The sequence below is a fragment of the Nocardioides perillae genome (assembly GCF_013409425.1).
Taxonomy (GTDB): domain Bacteria; phylum Actinomycetota; class Actinomycetes; order Propionibacteriales; family Nocardioidaceae; genus Nocardioides; species Nocardioides perillae.
In genome coordinates this window covers 1,861,317-1,881,176 of record NZ_JACCAC010000001.1, presented here as the reverse complement: position 1 = coordinate 1,881,176, position 19,860 = coordinate 1,861,317, and the positions used below count along the sequence as shown (strand labels likewise).

The 19,860-nt window shown below is 73.6% G+C and carries 17 protein-coding genes and 1 tRNA gene; 6 read left to right on the top strand and 12 right to left on the bottom strand.

What is annotated here, in order from left to right; genetic code table 11:
* Positions 1-2: 2 nt before the first annotated feature.
* The 4 genes from thrC to argS are packed head-to-tail and all read right to left on the bottom strand — an operon-like array spanning position 3 to position 5,506.
* Positions 3-1,100, bottom strand: a complete 1,098-nt coding sequence (gene thrC, locus BJ989_RS08715) for a threonine synthase (protein WP_343049207.1) — start codon at positions 1,098-1,100, stop codon at positions 3-5.
* Entirely contained in the window at positions 1,097-2,416 is a 1,320-nt protein-coding gene (locus BJ989_RS08710) for a homoserine dehydrogenase (RefSeq protein ID WP_343049206.1), read from the bottom strand. Before BJ989_RS08710 ends, thrC begins: the two co-directional genes overlap by 4 nt.
* The gene (gene lysA, locus BJ989_RS08705) at positions 2,413-3,816 is read right to left on the bottom strand and encodes a diaminopimelate decarboxylase (RefSeq protein WP_179517870.1); all 1,404 of its coding nucleotides are present in this window, start codon (positions 3,814-3,816) and stop codon (positions 2,413-2,415) included. The genes BJ989_RS08710 and lysA overlap by 4 nt, the downstream gene beginning before the upstream one ends.
* A gap of 7 nt (positions 3,817-3,823) precedes the next feature.
* The gene (argS, locus tag BJ989_RS08700) at positions 3,824-5,506 is read right to left on the bottom strand and encodes an arginine--tRNA ligase (RefSeq protein WP_179517869.1); all 1,683 of its coding nucleotides are present in this window, start codon (positions 5,504-5,506) and stop codon (positions 3,824-3,826) included.
* Between the two features lie 111 nt (positions 5,507-5,617).
* On the opposite strand from argS, the gene BJ989_RS08695 reads away from it, so the two are divergent.
* A tRNA-Arg gene (locus BJ989_RS08695) sits at positions 5,618-5,689 on the top strand.
* Between the two features lie 268 nt (positions 5,690-5,957).
* Positions 5,958-7,508 carry a hypothetical protein gene (locus tag BJ989_RS08690; RefSeq protein WP_179517868.1) on the top strand — a complete coding sequence of 517 codons (1,551 nt, stop codon included), beginning with the start codon at positions 5,958-5,960 and terminating at the stop codon, positions 7,506-7,508.
* 262 nt (positions 7,509-7,770) lie between these two features.
* Here BJ989_RS08690 and BJ989_RS08685 read toward each other — a convergent pair whose 3' ends face one another.
* Complete coding sequence (locus tag BJ989_RS08685; protein WP_343049205.1) at positions 7,771-8,751, bottom strand: LCP family protein; 981 nt, start codon at positions 8,749-8,751, stop codon at positions 7,771-7,773.
* Positions 8,748-9,338, bottom strand: coding sequence for a hypothetical protein (locus BJ989_RS08680; protein ID WP_179517867.1), 591 nt, complete (start codon positions 9,336-9,338; stop codon positions 8,748-8,750). Before BJ989_RS08680 ends, BJ989_RS08685 begins: the two co-directional genes overlap by 4 nt.
* A 203-nt stretch (positions 9,339-9,541) precedes the next feature.
* On the opposite strand from BJ989_RS08680, the gene BJ989_RS08675 reads away from it, so the two are divergent.
* Positions 9,542-13,411: a multifunctional oxoglutarate decarboxylase/oxoglutarate dehydrogenase thiamine pyrophosphate-binding subunit/dihydrolipoyllysine-residue succinyltransferase subunit gene (locus BJ989_RS08675; protein ID WP_179517866.1), complete on the top strand. Its 3,870-nt coding sequence runs from the start codon at positions 9,542-9,544 to the stop codon at positions 13,409-13,411.
* 9 nt (positions 13,412-13,420) lie between these two features.
* Positions 13,421-13,597 (top strand): DUF6104 family protein, encoded by a 177-nt coding sequence (locus tag BJ989_RS08670; RefSeq protein WP_179517865.1) that lies wholly within the window; start codon positions 13,421-13,423, stop codon positions 13,595-13,597.
* A 90-nt stretch (positions 13,598-13,687) separates the two neighbouring features.
* Here the strand turns inward: BJ989_RS08670 and BJ989_RS08665 are convergent, their stop codons facing one another.
* Genes BJ989_RS08665 through BJ989_RS08655 form a run of 3 tightly spaced genes read right to left on the bottom strand, consistent with a single transcriptional unit; the run spans position 13,688 to position 16,229 of the window.
* On the bottom strand, positions 13,688-13,948 hold the full coding sequence (locus BJ989_RS08665) for a hypothetical protein (RefSeq protein WP_343049204.1): 261 nt from the start codon (positions 13,946-13,948) through the stop codon (positions 13,688-13,690).
* Between the two features lie 11 nt (positions 13,949-13,959).
* The gene (locus BJ989_RS08660; RefSeq protein ID WP_179517864.1) at positions 13,960-15,087 is read right to left on the bottom strand and encodes a fatty acid desaturase family protein; all 1,128 of its coding nucleotides are present in this window, start codon (positions 15,085-15,087) and stop codon (positions 13,960-13,962) included.
* Between the two features lie 26 nt (positions 15,088-15,113).
* A complete protein-coding gene (locus tag BJ989_RS08655) occupies positions 15,114-16,229 on the bottom strand; it encodes a ferredoxin reductase (protein ID WP_179517863.1) in 1,116 nt (371 codons plus the stop codon).
* A gap of 195 nt (positions 16,230-16,424) precedes the next feature.
* Here BJ989_RS08655 and BJ989_RS08650 point away from each other — a divergent pair, with 195 nt between their 5' ends.
* Together BJ989_RS08650 and BJ989_RS08645 are read left to right on the top strand one after the other, a co-directional pair.
* On the top strand, positions 16,425-17,108 hold the full coding sequence (locus BJ989_RS08650) for a TetR family transcriptional regulator (protein WP_179517862.1): 684 nt from the start codon (positions 16,425-16,427) through the stop codon (positions 17,106-17,108).
* A 79-nt stretch (positions 17,109-17,187) separates the two neighbouring features.
* Positions 17,188-17,361 carry a hypothetical protein gene (locus BJ989_RS08645; protein WP_179517861.1) on the top strand — a complete coding sequence of 58 codons (174 nt, stop codon included), beginning with the start codon at positions 17,188-17,190 and terminating at the stop codon, positions 17,359-17,361.
* Positions 17,362-17,406: 45 nt separating this feature from the next.
* On the opposite strand, the gene BJ989_RS08640 is transcribed toward BJ989_RS08645, so the two are convergent.
* The 3 genes from BJ989_RS08640 to BJ989_RS08630 are packed head-to-tail and all read right to left on the bottom strand — an operon-like array spanning position 17,407 to position 19,857.
* Complete coding sequence (locus BJ989_RS08640; RefSeq protein ID WP_179517860.1) at positions 17,407-18,177, bottom strand: hypothetical protein; 771 nt, start codon at positions 18,175-18,177, stop codon at positions 17,407-17,409.
* Positions 18,178-18,193: 16 nt separating this feature from the next.
* Positions 18,194-18,892 (bottom strand): SDR family oxidoreductase, encoded by a 699-nt coding sequence (locus BJ989_RS08635; protein ID WP_343049203.1) that lies wholly within the window; start codon positions 18,890-18,892, stop codon positions 18,194-18,196.
* On the bottom strand, positions 18,889-19,857 hold the full coding sequence (locus tag BJ989_RS08630) for a zinc-binding dehydrogenase (RefSeq protein WP_179517859.1): 969 nt from the start codon (positions 19,855-19,857) through the stop codon (positions 18,889-18,891). Before BJ989_RS08630 ends, BJ989_RS08635 begins: the two co-directional genes overlap by 4 nt.
* Between the last annotated feature and the right edge of the window lie 3 nt (positions 19,858-19,860).

Genomic DNA, 19,860 nt, shown 5'->3' with positions numbered 1-19,860 from the left:
GCTCAGGCCAGGCCCGCGGCGCCCGCCGCGGCCTCGACGTCGGCGTCCACGACCGTGTCGACGATCTCGCCGAACGCCTCGAGCGCGGTGACCGTGTCCTTGAGGCCGTGGCCGGTGACGGTCACGACGACCGTCGCACCGGCGTACGACTCCCCCGCCTCGAGCTCGGCGAGCATGCCGGCGACGCCCACCGCGGAGGCGGGCTCGACGAAGACGCCGTCGCGGGAGGCGAGCAGCCGCTGCGCCGCGAGGATGGCCTCGTCGCTGAGCGCGGCGAAGCGCCCGCCGGACTCCTCGGCCGCGGCGACGGCGAGGTGCCACGAGGCCGGGTTGCCGATGCGGATGGCGGTCGCCTTGGTCTCGGGGTGGGGGAAGGGCTCGCCGGTGACCAGCGGCGCCGCCCCCTCGGCCTGGAAGGCGCGCATGACCGGCTTCTTGGTGGCGCGGCCGAGGTCGGCGTACTGGCGGTAGCCCAGCCAGTAGGCCGAGATGTTGCCCGCGTTGCCGACCGGCAGCAGGTGGAAGTCGGGCGCGTCGCCGAGCCGGTCGACGACCTCGAAGGACGCGGTCTTCTGCCCCTCGAGCCGGACCGGGTTGACCGAGTTGACCAAGGCGACCGGGTAGCGCTCGGCGAGGCCGCGCGAGAGGTCGAGGCAGTCGTCGAAGTTGCCGCGCACCATGATCACCTGGCCGCCGTGCATGATCGCCTGCGCCATCTTGCCCGCGGCGATCTTGCCTTCGGGCACGAGCACGAGCGGCTTGAGGCCGGCCTTCGCGGCGTAGGCCGCCATCGAGGCCGAGGTGTTGCCCGTGGAGGCGCAGACCACGGCCTGCGCGCCTTCGTGCTTGGCGACGGAGATGGCGGTGGTCATGCCGCGGTCCTTGAAGGACCCGGTCGGGTTGTCGCCCTCGACCTTGAGCCACACCTCGGCGCCGGTGAGGCCGGAGAGCCAGCCGCTGCGCACCAGCGGGGTGCCGCCCTCGCCGAGCGTGACGGCCGGGACGCCCTCAGGGATGTCGAGGAGGGGGCGGTACTCCTCGATGACGCCCTGCCACTGGTGACGGGCGCCTTCCGGGGCCTGGGTGCTCACGGTGCTCACTGCTCCGACTCTCCCTCGACGCGCATCACCGAGGTGACCTCGCGGACGGTGTCCATGGTGCTCAGGTGGTCGACGGTGGCGCGCAGCTGTGCGTCGGTCGCGCGGTGGGAGACGACGACGAGCTGGGCGTCGGCGCCGCGGCCCTCCTGGCGCACCGTCTGGATGGAGACGCCGTGCTCGGCGAAGGCCAGCGCGACCGAGGCCAGCACGCCCGCGCGGTCCTCGACGTCGATGGCCACGTGGTAGCGGGTGAGCGTCTCGCCCATCGGCAGCACGGGCCGGTCGGCGTACGCCGACTCGCCGGCGCCGCGGGTCGCCGCGAGGCGGTTGCGCGCCACCGTGACCAGGTCGCCCAGCACGGCGGAGGCCGTCGGGGCGCCGCCGGCCCCGGGGCCGTAGAACATCAGCTGGCCGGCAGCCTCGGACTCGACGAAGACCGCGTTGTAGGCCTCGCGGACGGAGGCGAGCGGGTGGCTGCGCGGGATCATCGCGGGGTGCACGCGCACCGACACGGCTTCCTCGCCGTCGGGCCCCCGGCGCAGCTCGCAGATCGCGAGCAGCTTGACCACGGCGCCCATGTCGGCGGCCGAGGCGACGTCGGCGGCGGTGACCTCGGAGATGCCCTCGCGGTGCACGTCGCTCGCCGTGACCCGGGAGTGGAAGGCCAGCGAGGCCAGGATCGCGGCCTTGGCGGCGGCGTCGAAGCCCTCGACGTCGGCCGTCGGGTCGGCCTCGGCGTAGCCGAGCGCCTGGGCCTCCTCGAGCGCCTCGGCGAAGCCGGCGCCGGAGGTGTCCATCTTGTCGAGCACGAAGTTGGTGGTGCCGTTGACGATGCCGAGCACCCGGGTGACGCGGTCTCCGGCCAACGACTCGCGCAGCGGCCGCAGGATCGGGATCGCGCCGGCGACGGCGGCCTCGTAGTAGAGGTCGCGCCCCGCCCGCTCGGCCGCCTCGAAGAGGGTGGGGCCGTCCTCGGCGAGCAGCGCCTTGTTGGCCGTGACGACGCTCGCGCCGGACTCGAGCGCGCCGAGGATCAGCGAGCGGGCCGGCTCGATGCCGCCGATCACCTCGACCACGAGGTCGACGTCGTCGCGGGCCACGAGGCCCGTGGCGTCGGTGGTCAGCAGGTCGGCGGGCACCTCGACCTCGCGCGCGGCCTCGAGGCGGCGCACGGCCACGCCGCGCAGCTCGACCGGCGCGCCCACGCGGGCGGCGAGGTCGTCGGCCTGCTCGGCCAGCAGCCGCACGACCTGCGAGCCCACCGACCCGCAGCCCAGCACGGCCACCCCGAGGGGTCGCTGGTCGGGCGCGCTCACGACTGGTCCCCCACGTCGGTGGCCAAGAGGTCGTCCTCCGTCTCTCGTCGCACGACGACGCGGGACGCGCCGTCGCGCACCGCGACCACCGGGGGCCGCAGCAGGTGGTTGTAGTTCGACGACATGGAGCGGCAGTAGGCGCCGGTGCCCGGGACCGCCAGCAGGTCGCCCGGGGCGAGGTCCGCGGGCACGAACTCGTCCTTGACCACCACGTCGCCGGCCTCGCAGTGCTTGCCGACGACGCGCCCGAGGACGGGCGCCGCGTCGCTGCGGCGCGAGGCGAGGGTGCAGGAGTAGTCGGCGTCGTAGAGGGCGGTGCGGATGTTGTCGCTCATCCCGCCGTCGACCGAGACGTAGGTGCGCCGCGCCCCGCCGTCGAGCGCGACCTCCTTGACCGTGCCGACCTCGTAGACGGTGCAGGTCGAGGGGCCGACGATGGCCCGGCCCGGCTCGATCGACAGGTGGGGCACCGCGACTCCCAGGACCCGGCACTCCTGCTCGACGATCCCGGTCATCTCGGTGGCCAGCTGCGCGGGGTCGGCGGGGTCGTCCTGGGTGGTGTAGGCGATGCCGAAACCGCCCCCGAGGTCCATCGCCGGCATCTCCACACCCAGCTCGGCGGCCACGGTCGCGTGCAGCGCCAGCACCCGGCGGGCGGCCACCTCGAAGCCGGAGGTGTCGAAGATCTGGCTGCCGATGTGGCAGTGCAGCCCCTGCAGCTCCAACCCCGGTGCGGCGAGCACCCGGCGCACGGCCTCGAGCGCGTCGCCGGCGGTGATGGAGAAGCCGAACTTCTGGTCCTCGTGGGCGGTCGCGATGTACTCGTGGGTGTGCGCCTCGACGCCGGGGGTGACGCGCACCATGACGCCGACGGCCGTGCCGGTCTCGGCGACCACCCGGGTCAGCCGCGCGACCTCGTCGAAGGAGTCGACGACCACCCGCCCGACACCGGCCTCGACGGCGCGTCGCAGCTCGGCGACCGACTTGTTGTTGCCGTGGAACTCCACGCGCGCCATGTCGAAGCCGGCGCGCTGGGCGACCGCGAGCTCGCCGCCGGTGCAGACGTCGAGGCTGAGGCCCTCCTCGGCCACCCAGCGCGCGACCGAAGTGCACAAGAAGGCCTTGCCGGCGTAGAAGACGTCGTAGTCGGCGAAGGCCTCGCGGAAGGCGCGGGCCCGGGCACGGAAGTCGGCCTCGTCCAGGACGTACGCCGGGGTGCCGTGCTCGGCGACGAGCTCGGACACCGAGACGCCCCCGACCTCGAGGACGCCGTCGACCTTGCGCGCGGTGCGCGACCACAGCGTGGGCACGAGGGCGTTGGGGTCGGTGGGCGGGCGGAGCCAGGACGGGCCCCTCAGGGCGCCGTCGGCGTGGGCCCAGCCGGCCGCGTGCGTGGGCACCGTCGCCTCACATCCGCTCGGGGGCGGATACCCCGAGCAGGCCGAGGCCGTTGGCGAGCACGGTGCGGGTGGCGGCGACGAGGAGCAGGCGGGCGCGGTGCAGGTCGCCGGGCTCCTCCTCCCCCATCGGCAGCACGCGGCAGCTGTCGTAGAAGCGGTGGTAGACCCCGGCGGTCTCCTCGAGGTAGCGCGCGACGCGGTGCGGCTCGCGCAGCTGCGCGGCCGAGGCGACCACGCGGGGGAACTCCGCGAGGGCGCGCAGCAGGTCGCCCTCCTTCTCGTGCGCGAGCAGCGCGGGGTCGACCTCGTCGACCAGCTTCCCCGGGTCGCCGTCGGGCACGAGGCCCAGGTCGGCGGCGTTGCGCAGGATGGAGGAGACCCGGGCGTGGGCGTACTGCACGTAGAAGACGGGGTTGTCGCTGCTGGCCTTCGTCATTTCGGCGACGTCGAGCGTCAGCGGTGAGTCGGCCGGGTAGCGCGCGAGGGTGTAGCGCAGCGCGTCGACGCCGATGAGGTCCATCAGCTCCTCGAGCGTGACCAGCGTGCCCGCGCGCTTGGAGAGCTTGAGCTCGACGCCGTCCTGCAGGATCTTGACCAGCTGCCCGATCAGCACCTCGATGTTGCGGTCGGGGTCGTCGCCGGCGCAGGCCGCCATCGCCCGCAGCCGGTTGACGTAGCCGTGGTGGTCGGCGCCGAGCAGGTAGACGCAGCGGTCGAAGCCGCGTTGCCGCTTGTCGACGTAGTAGGCGGTGTCGCTGGCGAAGTAGGTCAGCTCGCCGTTGGAGCGGATGAGCACCCGGTCCTTGTCGTCGTCGAAGTCCGAGGTGCGCATCCACAGCGCGCCGTCGGCGTCGTAGAGGTGGCCCTGGGCGCGCAGCCGCTCGAGCGAGGCGGCGACGTCGTCGGCCTCGTGCAGCGAGCGCTCGGAGAACCACACGTCGAAGCGGGTCTGGAAGCGCTCGAGCTGCTGCTGCTGCTGGCGCAGCTGCAGGGCGTAGCCGGCCTCGCGGAACGCCACCGTGCGCTCGGCGCCCTCGAGGTCGAGGATGTCCGGGCGGTCGGCGACGATCTCGCGGGCGAGGTCGGCGACGTAGCCGCCGTGGTAGCCGTTCTCCGGCGTCGGCTGCCCGAGGGCGGCCGCCTCGAGCGAGGCGCCGAAGAGGTCCATCTGGTTGCCGCGGTCGTTGATGTAGAACTCGCGCGTCACGTCGGCCCCGGCGGCCTCCAGCACCCGCGCGAGGGCGTCGCCGACGACCGCCCACCGGGTGTGGCCCAGGTGGAGCGGGCCGGTGGGGTTCGCGGAGATGAACTCCACGTCGACCCGCTCGCCGGCGAAGGTGTCCGTGCGGCCGTACGCCGCACCCTCCGCGACCACGCGGGCGGCGACGGCGCCCTGGGCGCCGGCGGCGACGGTGAGGTTGAGGAAGCCCGGACCGGCGATCTCGACGGCGGCGACGCCGTCGACGCCCTCGAGGCGGGTCGCCAGCAGCTGGGCGAGGTCGCGCGGAGCCATGCCGGCACGCTTGCCGAGCTGCAGCGCGACGTTGGTGGCGTAGTCGCCGTGCCCCTTCTGCCGGGGTCGCTCCACCGTCACCGTGGTCGGGACGCCGTCGGGGAGGGTCAGGGCGCCCTCGTCGGACAGCGTCGTCAGCACGTCGACGATCGCGGTGGAGAGCTGCTCGGGGGTCACCCCACCAGCCTAAGGGCGGGCCAGGCCGCGCTCCGAACCCGTCGCCCGGCGCGGACGGACCGGTGCGGTTGCACGCGGCGCGAGCCGTGGTTGTACGGTGGTCGCACCCGAGCCCCCGTAGCTCAGGGGATAGAGCACCGCCCTCCGGAGGCGGGAGCGTAGGTTCGAATCCTACCGGGGGTACCCACCGCCCGACCCGCCTCTGCGCGCGGGTCGCCGTGCTCCACCGCACCACCGGCACCACGAGTCACTCCCGTGTCGGCAGCGCCGCCACGACCCCGGGGTCTCGGCAGGTGTGACCTGGGCCATGAAGTGGTCTGGACCGCCGGTCCGTTTCGCCACGTCGGGCGTGACCCGGTTGTCATCCTGCCGTTGCCCGCACGAGAGGCCGTGGGAGGGATCCCACCGATTCGTGCGGCCTGCGGACCATTCCACCCCGGGAGACAACATCGTGAAGACCACCCTGCGGCGCACCCTCGCCGCCACGGCCGCGTCCGCCGTCGCGGCCGCCGGCACGCTGGCCATGACCGCCAGCCCCGTCGCTGCCGCGGCTGCCGACGGGGGCGCCAAGCCCGTGCGCACCCCCTTCGCCTTCCAGGCGAACACCTCGGCCAGCCGGCTGGTCGTCGACGGCATCGAGCCGCTCGCGCTGCGCCTCGGCGCCACCACGCTGCGCTGCACCCAGGTCGCGAACGCGCCCGCGCAGGAGCGCGGCATCCTGACTGAGCAGTTCGAAGCGGCACTGCCCGAGGAAGTCCGCGAGATCATCAACTCTGGTCCTCTCTCGACGTCGAGCCGGTCCTACACCGCGAATGGCGGCCGGCTCCACGTGAGCGAGTCGGTGTCCCGCCTCGCCGGACTCGAGCTGGGCGGTATCCCGATCGACGGCTTCGGCACGCTGCCGCGCCTCGAGCTCGGCACCGTCGTCTCGAAGGCCATAGCCCAACACAGCAAGAGCGGGGGCTACTCCGCTCGCACCGACTTCAGCCTGCTCGACTTCGACCTGGACCTCGGGGACAACCCGGTGACCCCGCAGCTCCAGCCGATCCTCGACCTGCTTGAGCAGGTAGAAGCGGGCGCCGCTCCTGTCTCCGCCCTCCTCGCCGAGGTGGAGAAAGCCCTTCTCAGCGCGGGCGGGCTGGTCATCCCAAACCTGGGAGCTCTCCAGCTCCGCGGCTTCGTCGAGCGCGATGACAACCGTGGCGCGCTAGCTGCTGCGCGTCCGCTTACCTTTGTCGTCGACCCCGATGGTCCCATCACCAAGGACGCCCAGGGCAACGTCACCGGGGGTGACGACTGGGCGCAGACCGCGGTGGAGCTCGGCCGCGCCCGCGCCGCCATCGGCGGCCCGGTCTACGGCACTGTCTTCCGCTCGCACAGCGTGCCGCTCTCGGTCTCGCTGCTCGGCCTGGAGCCGCTCACCTTCCAGAGCGACACCCCGGCGGTCCTGCCCTGCCAGGGCACCGGCGGCCAGTGGGTCACCCGCAACCACGCCATCGGCAGCCTGCTGACCCAGCTCGGCGTCATCTCCGTCGGCGGCGCGAAGTCGATGTACAAGGGCGAGCACTTCGCCCGCGGCCGCGTGGTCAAGGGCCGCGTCACCAACCAGCCGTGGAGCCGCGGCGTCATGCGCACCGACGTCGGCGAGATCTCGATCCCCTTCGCCGGCCTCACGCTGACCGACCTCACCACCGAGGTCGCGGTCAACACCCGCAAGCTGATCAAGGTCAAGAACCAGCCGCTGCGCACCTACGTGCAGCGCGCCACGGTGGCGGGCAAGGTCAAGCTGGGTGACCAGGTGCTGCCGCTGCCCGTGGTCGGCAAGCCGCTCGAGTTCACCTTCGGCAACGGCGGCGAGGGCATCCTCGCGGCGCTGCCGTCGGGCACGGGCCGCCTCGGCCGCGCCTACAAGCCGCTCGTGCTCAAGCTCATCGCGCCCGGCTTCGACGTGCTCACCATGCGCATCGGCGAGGCGAACATCTTCGCCAAGCAGAAGGGCTGACGCCCGACAGCGCCACCCGGCGTCACCACGACGTCCGCCACGAGGCGGTCCTCCTGCGGGAGGGCCGCCCCGTCGGCGTTCCCACGACCGCCACCACCCGGCGTACGCCGTGCGCGCCGCGGCCCGCGTGACCTCCGGGCGCCCGGGTCGTTGAGGCAGACGGAGAGGGCGGCACGCCCATGGGGGTCGCCCTCTCCGACGTCCTCCCCCGGCCCCCGGCCCCCGGCCCCCGGCCCCCGGCCCCTGGCCCCCGGCCGACCGCTCAGCAGCGGCGCAGCGCGGCGTCCTGCGCGGCGGCGGCGCCCCACCGGCGGGCGCGGGCGACGTCGGGAAAGACCACGCTGGCCGGCCCCGCCCGGCCGATGCGGCCCGGCAGCACGCAGGTGCGCACCCGCGCGGGGTCGACCTGGGCGACCGCCTGCGCGAGGCGGTAGAGCGCCGCGGGCGACAGGTCGGTGTCGGTGTGGCGCAGCACCGTGAGCACGCCGCGCTCGACGAAGCCGGGGCGGTCGGCGCGGGCCCGGATGGCGCGGTGGATGCCGCGCAGCGCGCGCTGCTGGTTGGCCGAGCGGTCGAAGTCGCCGCCCGCGAGCGACTTGCGGATGCGGGAGAACGCCATCGCGCCGTAGCCGTCGAGTCGGATGCGTCCCTTCCGGAACCCCTGCGGCTTGAGGTCGTCGTCGGCGAAGGCGCGCGGGTTGTCGACCGTGATGCCGCCGATGTCGTCGACCATCTGCTCGAAGAAGGGGAAGCGGGTCACGAGGACGTGGTCGGGCTCGATCCCCGTCAGCCGCTGCACGGTGCGGGCCAGCAGTGCGGGCCCGCCGTAGGTGAGGGCGGAGTTGATGCGCCCCTTGCCGTAGCCCGGCACCTCCACCCAGGAGTCGCGCGGGAAGCCGAAGGCCACCGCCCGGCCCCGGCGGGTGTCGACGCCGACGAGCTGCAGCGCGTCGGCGCGGGTGCGGGTCATCCGCTGGCCGGGCCGCGCGTCGGAGCCGACCGCCAGCACCCAGACCACCCGCGGCGTGAGGTCGACGCCCTGCGCCCGCGCCACGTCGACGAGCACGACGTCGGCGGGTCGGACCGCGGCGTCGGGCACCGCCACGGCGACGGCGGCGAGCACGCTCACCAGGGCGACCCCCCGCCGTGCGGCCCGGGGCAGGAGTCGGGACGACAGTCGGGGCACCAGACGGGGCAGCACGCGGGGCAGCACGCGGGGCAGCACGCGGGACGGGGCGGTCACGGCCGGCCCTCCTTCACCAGGTCGTAGCCGAAGACCCGCCACCCACCGGGCGACAGGGTCAGGAAGAGGCGGCCACGCACGCGGACGGTGCGCTCCACCTCGCCGCGGGTGCGGAAGGCCAGGCGCACGCGGGCGGTCGCCGCCTGGACGCGGCGGTCGCGGGCGAGCAGGTCGACGACGACGCGCCGCTGGGTGGCCTGCACGGCCTCCACGCGAGGGCCGATGCCGACGTTGCTCAGCAGGCGCGCGTCGCGGTAGGCCTGCTGCCGCGCGCCGCGGGTGAACCGGGGGAAGGCCCGCGAGAAGTCGCGACGCGGCCAGGGCCCCGCGACGTACGCCGCGTCGACCCACCCGTCGACGGCCTCCCGCACCCCGCGCAGGGCCGCCCGCCGGGCCCGCACCGGCAGCCGGCCGACGACCTCGCCGGGACGGACCGTCGTCGTGAGCGCCGGGCGGCCGGCCGCCCGGTCGGCGGTCGCGGGGTCGTCGCCGGAGCCGCGCTCCGGCGCGGGGCCGTCGGTGCAGCCGGCGAGCAGGGCGACGAGGACGGCGAGCACGGCGAGGAGCGGGGTCGAGCGGGGTGGCACGAGACCTCCGGGGGCAGGTCGGCAGAACGCGGCAGGGTACGTCGCGGCGCCCGCTCGCCGCGCACCGACCCCGTGGGTGTGGCTCGGGTCATACGGTGCCCGAAACATGGCCCCGGACCCTGCATTCGGCGCGGCGTGGGACTAGCCTGGGACGTCGCAGCACCCCACACCCGCGCGCAGATCCGGAAGAGGCGAACGCAGCCGTGCCGCAGTCCCCTGGCAACCAGTCTCCCAGCGACACGACGCCGGCGGACGCCGCCGGTTTCGGAGCCAACGAGTGGCTCGTCGAGGAGATGCAGGAGCAGTACCGCAAGGACCCCGCGAGCGTGGACCCGGCGTGGCGCGCGTTCTTCGAGGGCACCGCCGCCCCGGCCGCGGCCGACGGCGTCTCCCACGGTGCGTCGAACGGCGCGTCGAACGGCTCCGGTGCGCCCGCGGCGTCGGGTGGCCCCCGCACCTCCGCCGGTCCGGCGAAGGCGCCGGCCCGCTCCTCTGCTCCCGCGAAGGCCCCTGAGAAGGCCCCCGAGAAGGCCCCCCAGAAGGCCCCCCAGAAGGCTCCCGAGAAGGCCCCCGCCGCCCAGGCGAACCCCGTGCCCAAGGCGACCAAGCGCCCGGAGGTCGCGGCCGCCGAGCCCGCGCGGGGCGAGGGCACGCCCGTCGCGAAGGACCCCCGCCCGCCGGCCCCCTCCGAGGCCAGCGACGCGCCGACGGTGACGGTGCTGCGCGGCGCCCCGGCGCGCACCGCGAAGAACATGGACGAGTCGTTGAGCGTGCCCACCGCGACCTCGGTGCGCTCGGTGCCGGTCAAGCTGCTGTGGGACAACCGCGTCGTCATCAACAACCACCTGGCCCGCGCCCGCGGCGGCAAGGTCTCCTTCACCCACCTCATCGGCTTCGCGCTGGTCAAGGCGCTGCGCTCGATGCCGGAGATGAACGTCGGCTACGACGTCGTCGACGGCAAGCCGCACCTGATCACCCCGGCCCACGTCAACCTCGGCCTCGCCATCGACGTGCCGAAGCCCGACGGCACCCGCCAGCTGCTCGTGCCGTCGATCAAGGCCGCCGAGACGATGGACTTCGCCGCCTTCTGGACCGCCTACGAGGACGTCGTGCGCAAGGCGCGCGACGGCAAGCTCACCGTCGGCGACTTCCAGGGCACGACCATCTCGCTGACCAACCCCGGCACGATCGGCACCAACCACTCGGTGCCGCGCCTGATGAAGGGCCAGGGCGCGATCATCGGCGTCGGCGCGATGGAGTACCCGCCCGGCTGGCAGGGTGCGTCGGAGGACGCGCTGACGCGCAACGCGATCAGCCGCATCATGACGATCACCTCGACCTACGACCACCGCGTCATCCAGGGCGCGCAGTCGGGTGAGTTCCTGCGCCGCGTGCACCAGCTGCTGCTGGGCGCGGAGGACTTCTACGACGAGATCTTCCGCTCGCTGCGCATCCCCTACGAGCCGATCCGCTGGGCGCAGGACATCGCCACCTCGCACGACGACGAGATCGGCAAGCAGGCCCGGATCCTCGAGCTGATCCACGCCTTCCGCGTGCGCGGCCACATGATGGCCGACACCGACCCGCTCGAGTACCGCCAGCGCAGCCACCCCGACCTGGAGATCGAGAGCCACGGCCTCACGCTGTGGGACCTCGACCGCGAGTTCGCGACCGGCTCGTTCGGCGGCGAGGGCCGCCGCTTCATGAAGCTGCGCCAGATCCTCGGCATCCTGCGCGACTCCTACGTGCGCACCACCGGCATCGAGTACATGCACATCCAGGACCCCGAGCAGCGCCGGTGGCTCCAGCAGCGGGTGGAGCAGCCGCACACCAAGCCGCCCCGCGAGGAGCAGCTGCGCATCCTGCTCAAGCTCAACCAGGCCGAGGCGTTCGAGACCTTCCTGCAGACGAAGTTCGTCGGGCAGAAGCGCTTCAGCCTCGAGGGCGGCGAGACGACGGTCGCGGTGCTCGACGAGATCTGCGAGGCGGCCGCCGAGGCGGGTCTCGACGAGGTGGCGATGGGCATGGCCCACCGCGGTCGCCTCAACGTGCTGGCCAACATCGTCGGCAAGAAGTACTCCCAGATCTTCCGCGAGTTCGAGGGCAACATCGACCCGCGCACGGTCCAGGGCTCCGGCGACGTGAAGTACCACCTCGGCGCCGAGGGCGAGTTCGAGGCCGGCACCGGCGACCGGATCAAGGTCTCGGTGGCCGCGAACCCCTCGCACCTCGAGGCGGTCGACCCGGTGCTCGAGGGCATCGCGCGCGCCAAGCAGGACGTGCTGGACCGCGGCACCGACTACCCCGTCCTGCCGCTGCTGGTCCACGGCGACGCGGCCTTCGCGGGCCAGGGCGTCGTGGCCGAGACCCTCAACCTCAGCCAGCTGCGCGGCTACCGCACCGGCGGCACGATCCACGTCATCGTCAACAACCAGGTCGGCTTCACGACCTCGCCGGGCGCGTCGCGCTCCTCGCTCTACTGCACCGACGTCGCGCGGATGGTGCAGGCCCCGATCTTCCACGTCAACGGCGACGACCCCGAGGCGTGCATCCGGGTGGCGCGGCTGGCCTTCGAGTACCGCCAGGCCTTCAACAAGGACGTCGTCATCGACCTGGTGTGCTACCGCCGCCGCGGGCACAACGAGGGCGACGACCCGTCGTACACCCAGCCGCTGATGTACGACCTGATCGAGCAGAAGCGCTCGGTGCGCAAGCTCTACACCGAGTCGCTGATCGGTCGCGGCGACATCACCGTCGAGGAGGCCGAGCAGGTCCTGCGCGACTACCAGCAGCAGCTCGAGCGGGTCTTCACCGAGGTCCGCGAGGCCACCGCTCAGCCCTCGGAGTGGACCACCGTCCCCGACTACCCCGAGAAGCCCGCCGGGGAGACCGCGACCGCGATCGGCCCCGAGGTTCTCAAGCGCATCTCCGACGCCTACGTCACCCCGCCCGAGGGCTTCACGGTGCACCCCAAGGTGATGCCGCAGCTGCAGCGACGCGCCACCGCGATCACCGAGGGCCCGATCGACTGGGGCACCGGCGAGATCCTGGCCTTCGGCTCGCTGCTGATGGACGGTCGCCCCGTGCGCCTGGCCGGTCAGGACTCGCGCCGCGGCACCTTCGTGCAGCGCTTCGCCACCATCATCGACCGCCAGAACGCCGACGAGTGGACCCCGCTGTCCAACCTCACCGAGGACCAGGCGAAGTTCCACGTCTACGACTCGCTGCTCAGCGAGTACGCCGCCCTCGGGTTCGAGTACGGCTACTCCGTCGCGCGTCCCGAGGCGCTCGTGCTGTGGGAGGCGCAGTTCGGCGACTTCGTCAACGGCGCGCAGACGATCATCGACGAGTTCATCTCCTCGGGCGAGACCAAGTGGCGCCAGCAGTCCGGCGTCGTGCTCCTCCTCCCCCACGGCTACGAGGGCCAGGGCCCCGACCACTCCTCGGCGCGCATCGAGCGGTTCATGACGATGACCGCCGAGGACGCCTTCGTGGTCGCGCAGCCGAGCACCCCGGCGTCGTACTTCCACCTGCTGCGCCGCCACTCGCTCGGCGAGGAGCACCGCCCGCTGGTGGTCTTCACGCCGAAGTCGATGCTCAAGCGCAAGGAGGCCGCCTCGCAGCCCGAGGACTTCACCTCCGGCACCTTCCGCCCGTTCATCGGCGACGAGGGCGCCGACAAGGAGGCCGTCGACACCGTGCTGCTCTGCTCGGGTCGCGTCACCTGGGACCTCGTGGTGGAGCGCAGCAAGCGCGAGGACGGCCAGCGCTTCGCGATCGGCCGCGTCGAGCAGCTCTACCCCCGCCCGGTCGAGGACATCGCGGCCGAGCTGGCGTCGTACCCGAACCTGAAGGCCGTGCGCTGGGTGCAGGACGAGCCGGTCAACATGGGCCCGTGGCCCAACTACGCCCTCAACGTCTGGCCGCAGCTGGACCACGAGGTCGAGCCGGTCACGCGTCCCGCGAGCTCCTCGCCGTCGGTGGGCACCATGAAGCGCCACGTCGAGGAGCAGAAGCGGCTGCTCGACGCGGCGTTCGCGCCGGTGCGCCCCGCGGCCGGCGACGACTACTGAGGGGCGGCGGTGTACTTCACCGACCGCGGTCTCGAGGAGCTCGAGCGGCGCCGGGGTGAGGAGGAGGTGACCCTGGCGTGGCTCGCCGAGCGGCTGCAGGAGTTCACCGACGCCCACCCCGAGCACGAGGTGGCCGTGGAGCGGTTCGCGACCTGGCTCGCGCGGCTCGACGACCCCGACGACTGAGCAGCCAGGGCTGACCGCAGCCCGCACGCGACGACGCCCCGGAGGACCAGGTCCTCCGGGGCGTCGTGCGTGGTGCTGGGTCGGGCGGGCTCAGTCCTGCGCGTCGACCGGACCCCGGGGGTCGTGCTCGGCACGCGCCCGGCGCACCGACTCGCGGATCTCGAAGACCTCGGTGGCGAAGCCGCCCACCGCGCCCGCGACGTCCTTCACCGCGGTCGTCAGGATCGTCGCGACCTGGCCGACCGTGCCCGCCGCGGCCTCGACGGTGCCCTGCAGGGCGTCCTTGCGGATCTCGAGCGGGCTGAGGCGCTCGCGGTCGGGGCGGTCGAGGCGGTCGTCGCGGGAGGGCACGGGCACCATCATCAGGCCGCCGCAGCCTCGCGACCAGCCCCGGACGCCTGGCGGGACGAGCGGCCCACGAACGGCACGGCCTTCGGGAGCCGGTCGGGCAGCGCCATCCGGCAGATCTTGCCGAAGACCGAGCCGAGCTGCTTGTGCAGCGGGCCGGTGTTGTAGGGCAGGCCGAGCTCCTCGCAGACCTCGCGGACCTCCTCGGCGATCTGCGGGTAGCGGCGCGCCGGGATGTCCGGGAAGAGGTGGTGCTCGATCTGGTGCGACAGGTTGCCCGACATGAGGTGCAGGAGCTTGCCGCCGGAGATGTTGGCCGAGCCGAGCAGCTGGCGGTAGTACCAGTGGCCGCGCGACTCGTCCTCGCACTCCTCGGCGGTGAAGGTGGCGACGCCGGCCGGGAAGTGGCCGCAGAAGATGATGTTGAAGGCCCACACGTTGCGCACCAGGTTGGCCGTCGCGTTGCCGGCCAGCGTGAGCGGGAAGAGCGGGCCGGTCAGCGCCGGGAAGAGCAGGTAGTCCTTGAGCGCCTGGCGCTTCACCTTGCGCATGATGCCGGCGTGCAGGGCCGTGTTCTCCTCGATCCTGCGCTTGCCCGCGACGAGGTTCTCCACCTCGAGGTCGTGCATCGCGACGCCCCACTCGAAGAAGACCATGAGCAGGAAGGCGTAGACCGGGTTGCCGAGGTAGTAGGGGTGCCACGGCTGGTCCTCGTCCATGCGCAGGATGCCGTAGCCGATGTCGCGGTCCTTGCCGAGCACGTTGGTGAACGTGTGGTGCACGTAGTTGTGGCTGTACTTCCACTGGTCGCTCGGGCAGACGTTGTCCCACTCGAACATGCGGGAGTTCAGACCGGGGTCGCCCATCCAGTCGTACTGGCCGTGCATGACGTTGTGCCCGATCTCCATGTTGTCGAGGATCTTCGACACCGAGAGCGCGGCGACGGCCAGCGGCCAGGCCGGGGGCAGGTAGAACAGTGCGCGGCCGGCGACCTCGAAGGCGCGCTGGGCCTTGACGACGTCGCGGATGTACGCCGCGTCGTCCTCGCCGAGGTCGGCGAGGACGCGCTGGCGGATGTCGTCCATGCGGCGGCCGAGCTCGTCGACCTGCTCGGGGGTGAGCGTGACGGTGGGGCTGGTCATGGTGGTGGCTCCTTCGGCTCGGGGGCTCACAGGTCGACGACGCAGTCGCCGACGGGCTGGGACACGCAGATCTGGACGTCCTCGTCGGGGGCCGAGCTCTCGACCCCGGTGACGACGTTGCGGACGGTGCCGCTGGTCTTGCGGGAGGTGCAGGAGAAGCAGATGCCCATCCGGCAGCCGCTCTCGGGCCGCAGGCCGAGGGCCTCGGCCTGGGCGAGCAGCGTCTCGCCGGTGTTGGCGGCGGAGGCGCCGCTGCGGGCGAAGGCGACGTCGCCCTCGGTCGCCCCGCTCGGGGTGCCGATCGTGGCCGGCTTGAAGAACTCGATGCGCAGGCGCGGCGAGTCGCCGTAGGCCTCGCGGACCTTCTCGACCAGACCGGCGGGGCCGCAGACCCACGCGTCGGTCTCGCGGAAGTCGGGCACGAGGCGTTCCAAGGACTCGACGCTGAAGGGCTCGCCGCCCGCCTGGTCGTGCACGAGGTGGACGTCGACGCCGTTGTCGGCGCGGTCGACGAAGCGCAGCTCGTCGGCGAAGATCTGGTCGGCCGGGGTGCGGGCGTAGTGCAGGAAGGTGACGCGGCGGCCGGCGTGACCGTCGTAGCCGTCGCGCAGCAGCGTCCGCAGCTGCGACATCAGCGGGGTGATGCCCGACCCGCCGCTGATCATCAGCACCGGCGCGGCGCCGTGCGGGGTCGCGGGGCTGCCGGGCAGCGTGAAGTCGCCCTCCGCCTGCGAGAGGTGCACGGTGAGGCCCGGCGTGGCGCGGGTGGCGAGGAAGCGCGAGACGCTCGGGCGCCCCGGCAGGTCGTCCTGGGCACGCACGGTGATCGTGAACGGCTCACCCGGCAGCGAGGCGGCCGAGGAGATCGAGAAGCAGCGGGTCGTGCGGCGGGCACCGTCGACCTCGACGCCCACCTGGACGTACTGCCCGGCGCGGTGGCCACGCCAGGTGCTGGTCGGCTGCAGGGTGAGGGTGGCGACGGGGTGGTCTCCCCCGGTCTCCTGCACGACACCGACCACCTGCGCACGCACGTCGTGGGCCGCCCACATGGGGTTGACCAGCTCGAGGTAGCGGTCCACGCCGTGGGGCGAGGCCAGCGCCGCGACGGCGCGGGAGCGGAGCAGCGTGCCTGCGAGGCCCATGGTGACTCCTGGTCGGTTCGGTGAACGTGCGTACACCCAACATGGTGCCGAGCAGGCCCCCGCTCGGTCAACGGGCCGTCGACGTGACACCGCCCACGGGTGGTCAGTCCACTGCCCCGCGGGCGAGGTGCCGCGCTTCCCGGTGACTCCGTGTGCACCGGATCACGATGGCCGCCGCGGGCTAGGATGCCGCCCATGCCTGGCTCGGCGCCCGATGCGGCCTCTCCTGCGCGCAGCGAGGACGTGCGCGCCGAGTCGCGGGGCGAGCGCAAGGAGCGCACCCGCACAGCCATCGTGGCCGCGGCACTGCGGCTCGCGGCCGAGGGCACGCTCTCCACGGTCTCCCTGCGCCAGGTGACCCGCGAGGTCGGCATCGTGCCGACCGCGTTCTACCGGCACTTCGCCTCGCTCGACGACGTGGGGCTGCAGCTGGTCGACGAGTCGCTCGTGTCGCTGCGGGCGATGCTGCGCGACGTACGCCGCCCGGAGGAGGCCGACCCCACCTTCTGGGACATGATCGACCGCTCCGTGGACGTGCTGGTCGACCACGTCCACCGCCGCCGCGACCACTTCGGCTTCATCGCCCGCGAGCGCATCGCCGGTCCCCCGCCGGTGCGCGAGGCCATCCGCCACGGCATCGAGCTCATCGAGCGCGAGCTCGCCACCGACATCGCGCGCCTGCCCGGCACCGAGGACTGGTCGGCCGAGGACCTGCGCATCCTGGCCAACCTCATCGTGACCTCGATGGTCTCCCGCGCGGAGCAGATCGTCGCGGCCGCAGGCCGGCGGGCGGCCGAGGAGCAGCTGGCCGCCACCGCGCGCACCCAGCTGCGCATGGTGCTCGTCGGCGCGCTGCACTGGCGCTCGCGCGACACCTGAGCCGCCTCGACGTCACCGTCCTCCCCCGGTGAGCGCCGGGGGAGGACGGTGGCGGGCCGGCGGGGGTAGCGTCACCGGGATGGACACCCGCGACGACGACCCCACCCCCGCCGGCACACCCGACGGCCCCTACCGCACGTTGCCGCCGTCGCCCCGCCTCGACGACGCGCTCGCCGCCGTCGACCCGGGTCCTCCTCCCGACCCCTTCGCGGGGCGCAACGTCGACCAGCACGCCGCGCTGCGCGACCACTGAGGCGTCGGCCGCCCCGCTCAGCCCCGCGAGGGCAGGAGCCGCACCTCAGCCGCGGACGACCCGGTGCGCGATGGCCTCGAGCGTCTCGGCCAACGCGTCGCGGTCGTCCGGCGCCGCGCCCGGACCGAGCACACGCATCTCCCGCTCGTGAGCGTCGACCCACCGCAGCACCTCGACGAGCTGCCGACCGTCCCAGGCGCAGGAGGCCGCGCCCAGCACCCGGTGCGTGTCGCGCCGGCGGGTCGCGCGGAGCTCCACCTGCACGCTGCTGCGAGGCTCCCGGCCCGGCAGCCACCGCACCACGTCGCGGTGCTCGATCACCAGGGGGGCGAACAGGCCGGCCACCTCGACCCTGCCGGCACCCAAGGTCAGCCGCGGCCGGCCCCGGAGCGCCGCCACCGTCAGCCACGCCGCGCCCACCGTGACGACGGGCGCGAGGAGGACGAGGTTCGCCGGCCCTCGCGGTTCGTCACCGTCGAGGCCCTCCACGAACAGTTCGTGCGCGCCGAAGCCCGCGGTCGCCACCGCGGCTCCGAGCGCCCCCGCCACGACGGCTACCCGGTGCCAGGGACGCCGCGGCACCACCAGCACCCACGCACCGCCGGCCACCGCCTGCTCCAGGCCCAGGCGGGCCGAGCGGTCCCGGGGGCCGAGCAGGGCCCACGCGGACCCGACGACCATCACCACCGCGCCCACGCCCGCGCCGCGCTGCCACCAGGACCCGCCAGCCAGGGCGGCGACGACGCCCGTGGAGGCGAAGAGCACGGCGACTGCGGCGAGCACCGCGCAGGCGGCGAGCAACCGGCCCCGACCCATCGGCGTGAGAGGGCGGTCAGCCCCGCGGGCGCAGGGTCAGGTCGGTCAGGGTGGCGTCGGCGGGCAGGTCGAGCACGTGCACGATCGCGTCGACCACGGTGCCGGGGTCGACCCACTGCCCGGCGTCGTACTCCTTGCCCTCCTGGCGGTGCACCTCCTCCTGCATCGGCGTCGCGACGCGGCCGGGGAAGACCGAGGTCACGCGCACGCCGCTGCCGGCCTCCTCGACGCGCAGCGCGTCGGCGAGGGCGCGCAGGCCGTGCTTGGAGGCGGCGTAGGCCGACCAGCCGGGGTTGGCCCGCAGCCCCGCGCCGGAGTTGACCATGACGACGGTGCCGCCGGCGCGCCGCAGCGGCGGCAGCGCGCGGCGGGTGAGTGCCGCGGGCGCGACCAGGTTGACCCGCAGCTGCTCCGCCCAGGCGGCGACCGAGAGCTCCTCGACGGTGCCGAGCGTGACGACGCCGGCCGCGTGCACGACCGAGTCGAGCCGCTCGGGCAGGCCCAGCGCCTCGACCGACTCGGGGTGGGCGAGGTCGGCGACCAGCACCTCGGCTCCCGGCAGGTCGCGCCGCAGGTCGTCGGCCCGCGACGCCGAGCGTGCCACCGCCAGCACCCCGTCGCCGCGGTCGAGCAGGCGCCGCGCGAGCAGCGCGCCGATGCCCGAGCCGGCGCCGGTGACCAGGTGGGTGCGGGCCCCCGAGGTCACCGCCGTCACCGGGTGAAGACGACCTTGCCGAACAGGTCGCCCGCGGCCATCGCGGCGAACCCGTCGCGGGCGTCGGTCATCGGCAGCGTCCGGTCGAGCAGCGGCCGGGCGCCGGTGGCGTCGAGCATCGTGACCAGCGAGGCCAGCTCGTCGCGGGTGCCCATCGTCGAGCCGATGACGCGCAGCTGCAGGAAGAAGATGCGGGTGAGCTCGGCGTCGTCGAGCTGCGGGCCCGAGGTGGTGCCGCTGATGACGATGGCGCCGCCGGGACGCAGCGAGCGCACCGAGTGCGACCAGGTGGCGCGGCCGACCGTCTCCATCACGGCGTCGACCTTGACCGGCAGCCGGGCGCCGGACTCGAAGACCTCGTGCGCGCCGATCTCGAGCGCGCGGGCGCGCTTGCCCTCGTCGCGGCTGGTGGCGAGCACCTTCAGCCCCGCCGCCCGCGCCAGGATGATCAGCGCGGTCGCGACGCCGCCGCCGGCGCCCTGCACCAGCACGGTGTCGCCGGCCTTCAGCCCGCCCTGCGTGAAGAGCATGCGGTAGGCGGTCAGCCACGCCGTCGGCAGGCACGCCGCCTCCTCGAACGACAGCGACGCGGGCTTCGGCACGACGTTGCCGCGCGGCACGACCACCTGGTCGGCGAAGGTGCCCTGGTGCCGCTCGCTGAGCAGCGAGCGCCTCGGGTCGAGCGTCTCGTCGCCGCGCCACGTCGGGTCGCTGACGACCGCGTGCACGACGACCTCGTTGCCGTCCTCGTCGAGGCCGGCCGCGTCGCAGCCCAGGATCATCGGCAGCGCCTCCTGCCGCAGGCCCACGCCCCGCAGCGACCACACGTCGTGGTGGTTGAGCGAGGCGGCCTTGACCGTGACGGTGGTCCAGCCGTCGGGCGCGACCGGGTCGGGGCGCTCGCCCACCACCAGGCCGCTCAGCGGGTCGTCGGAGGAGAAGGACTCGGCGTAGACGGCGAACATGCT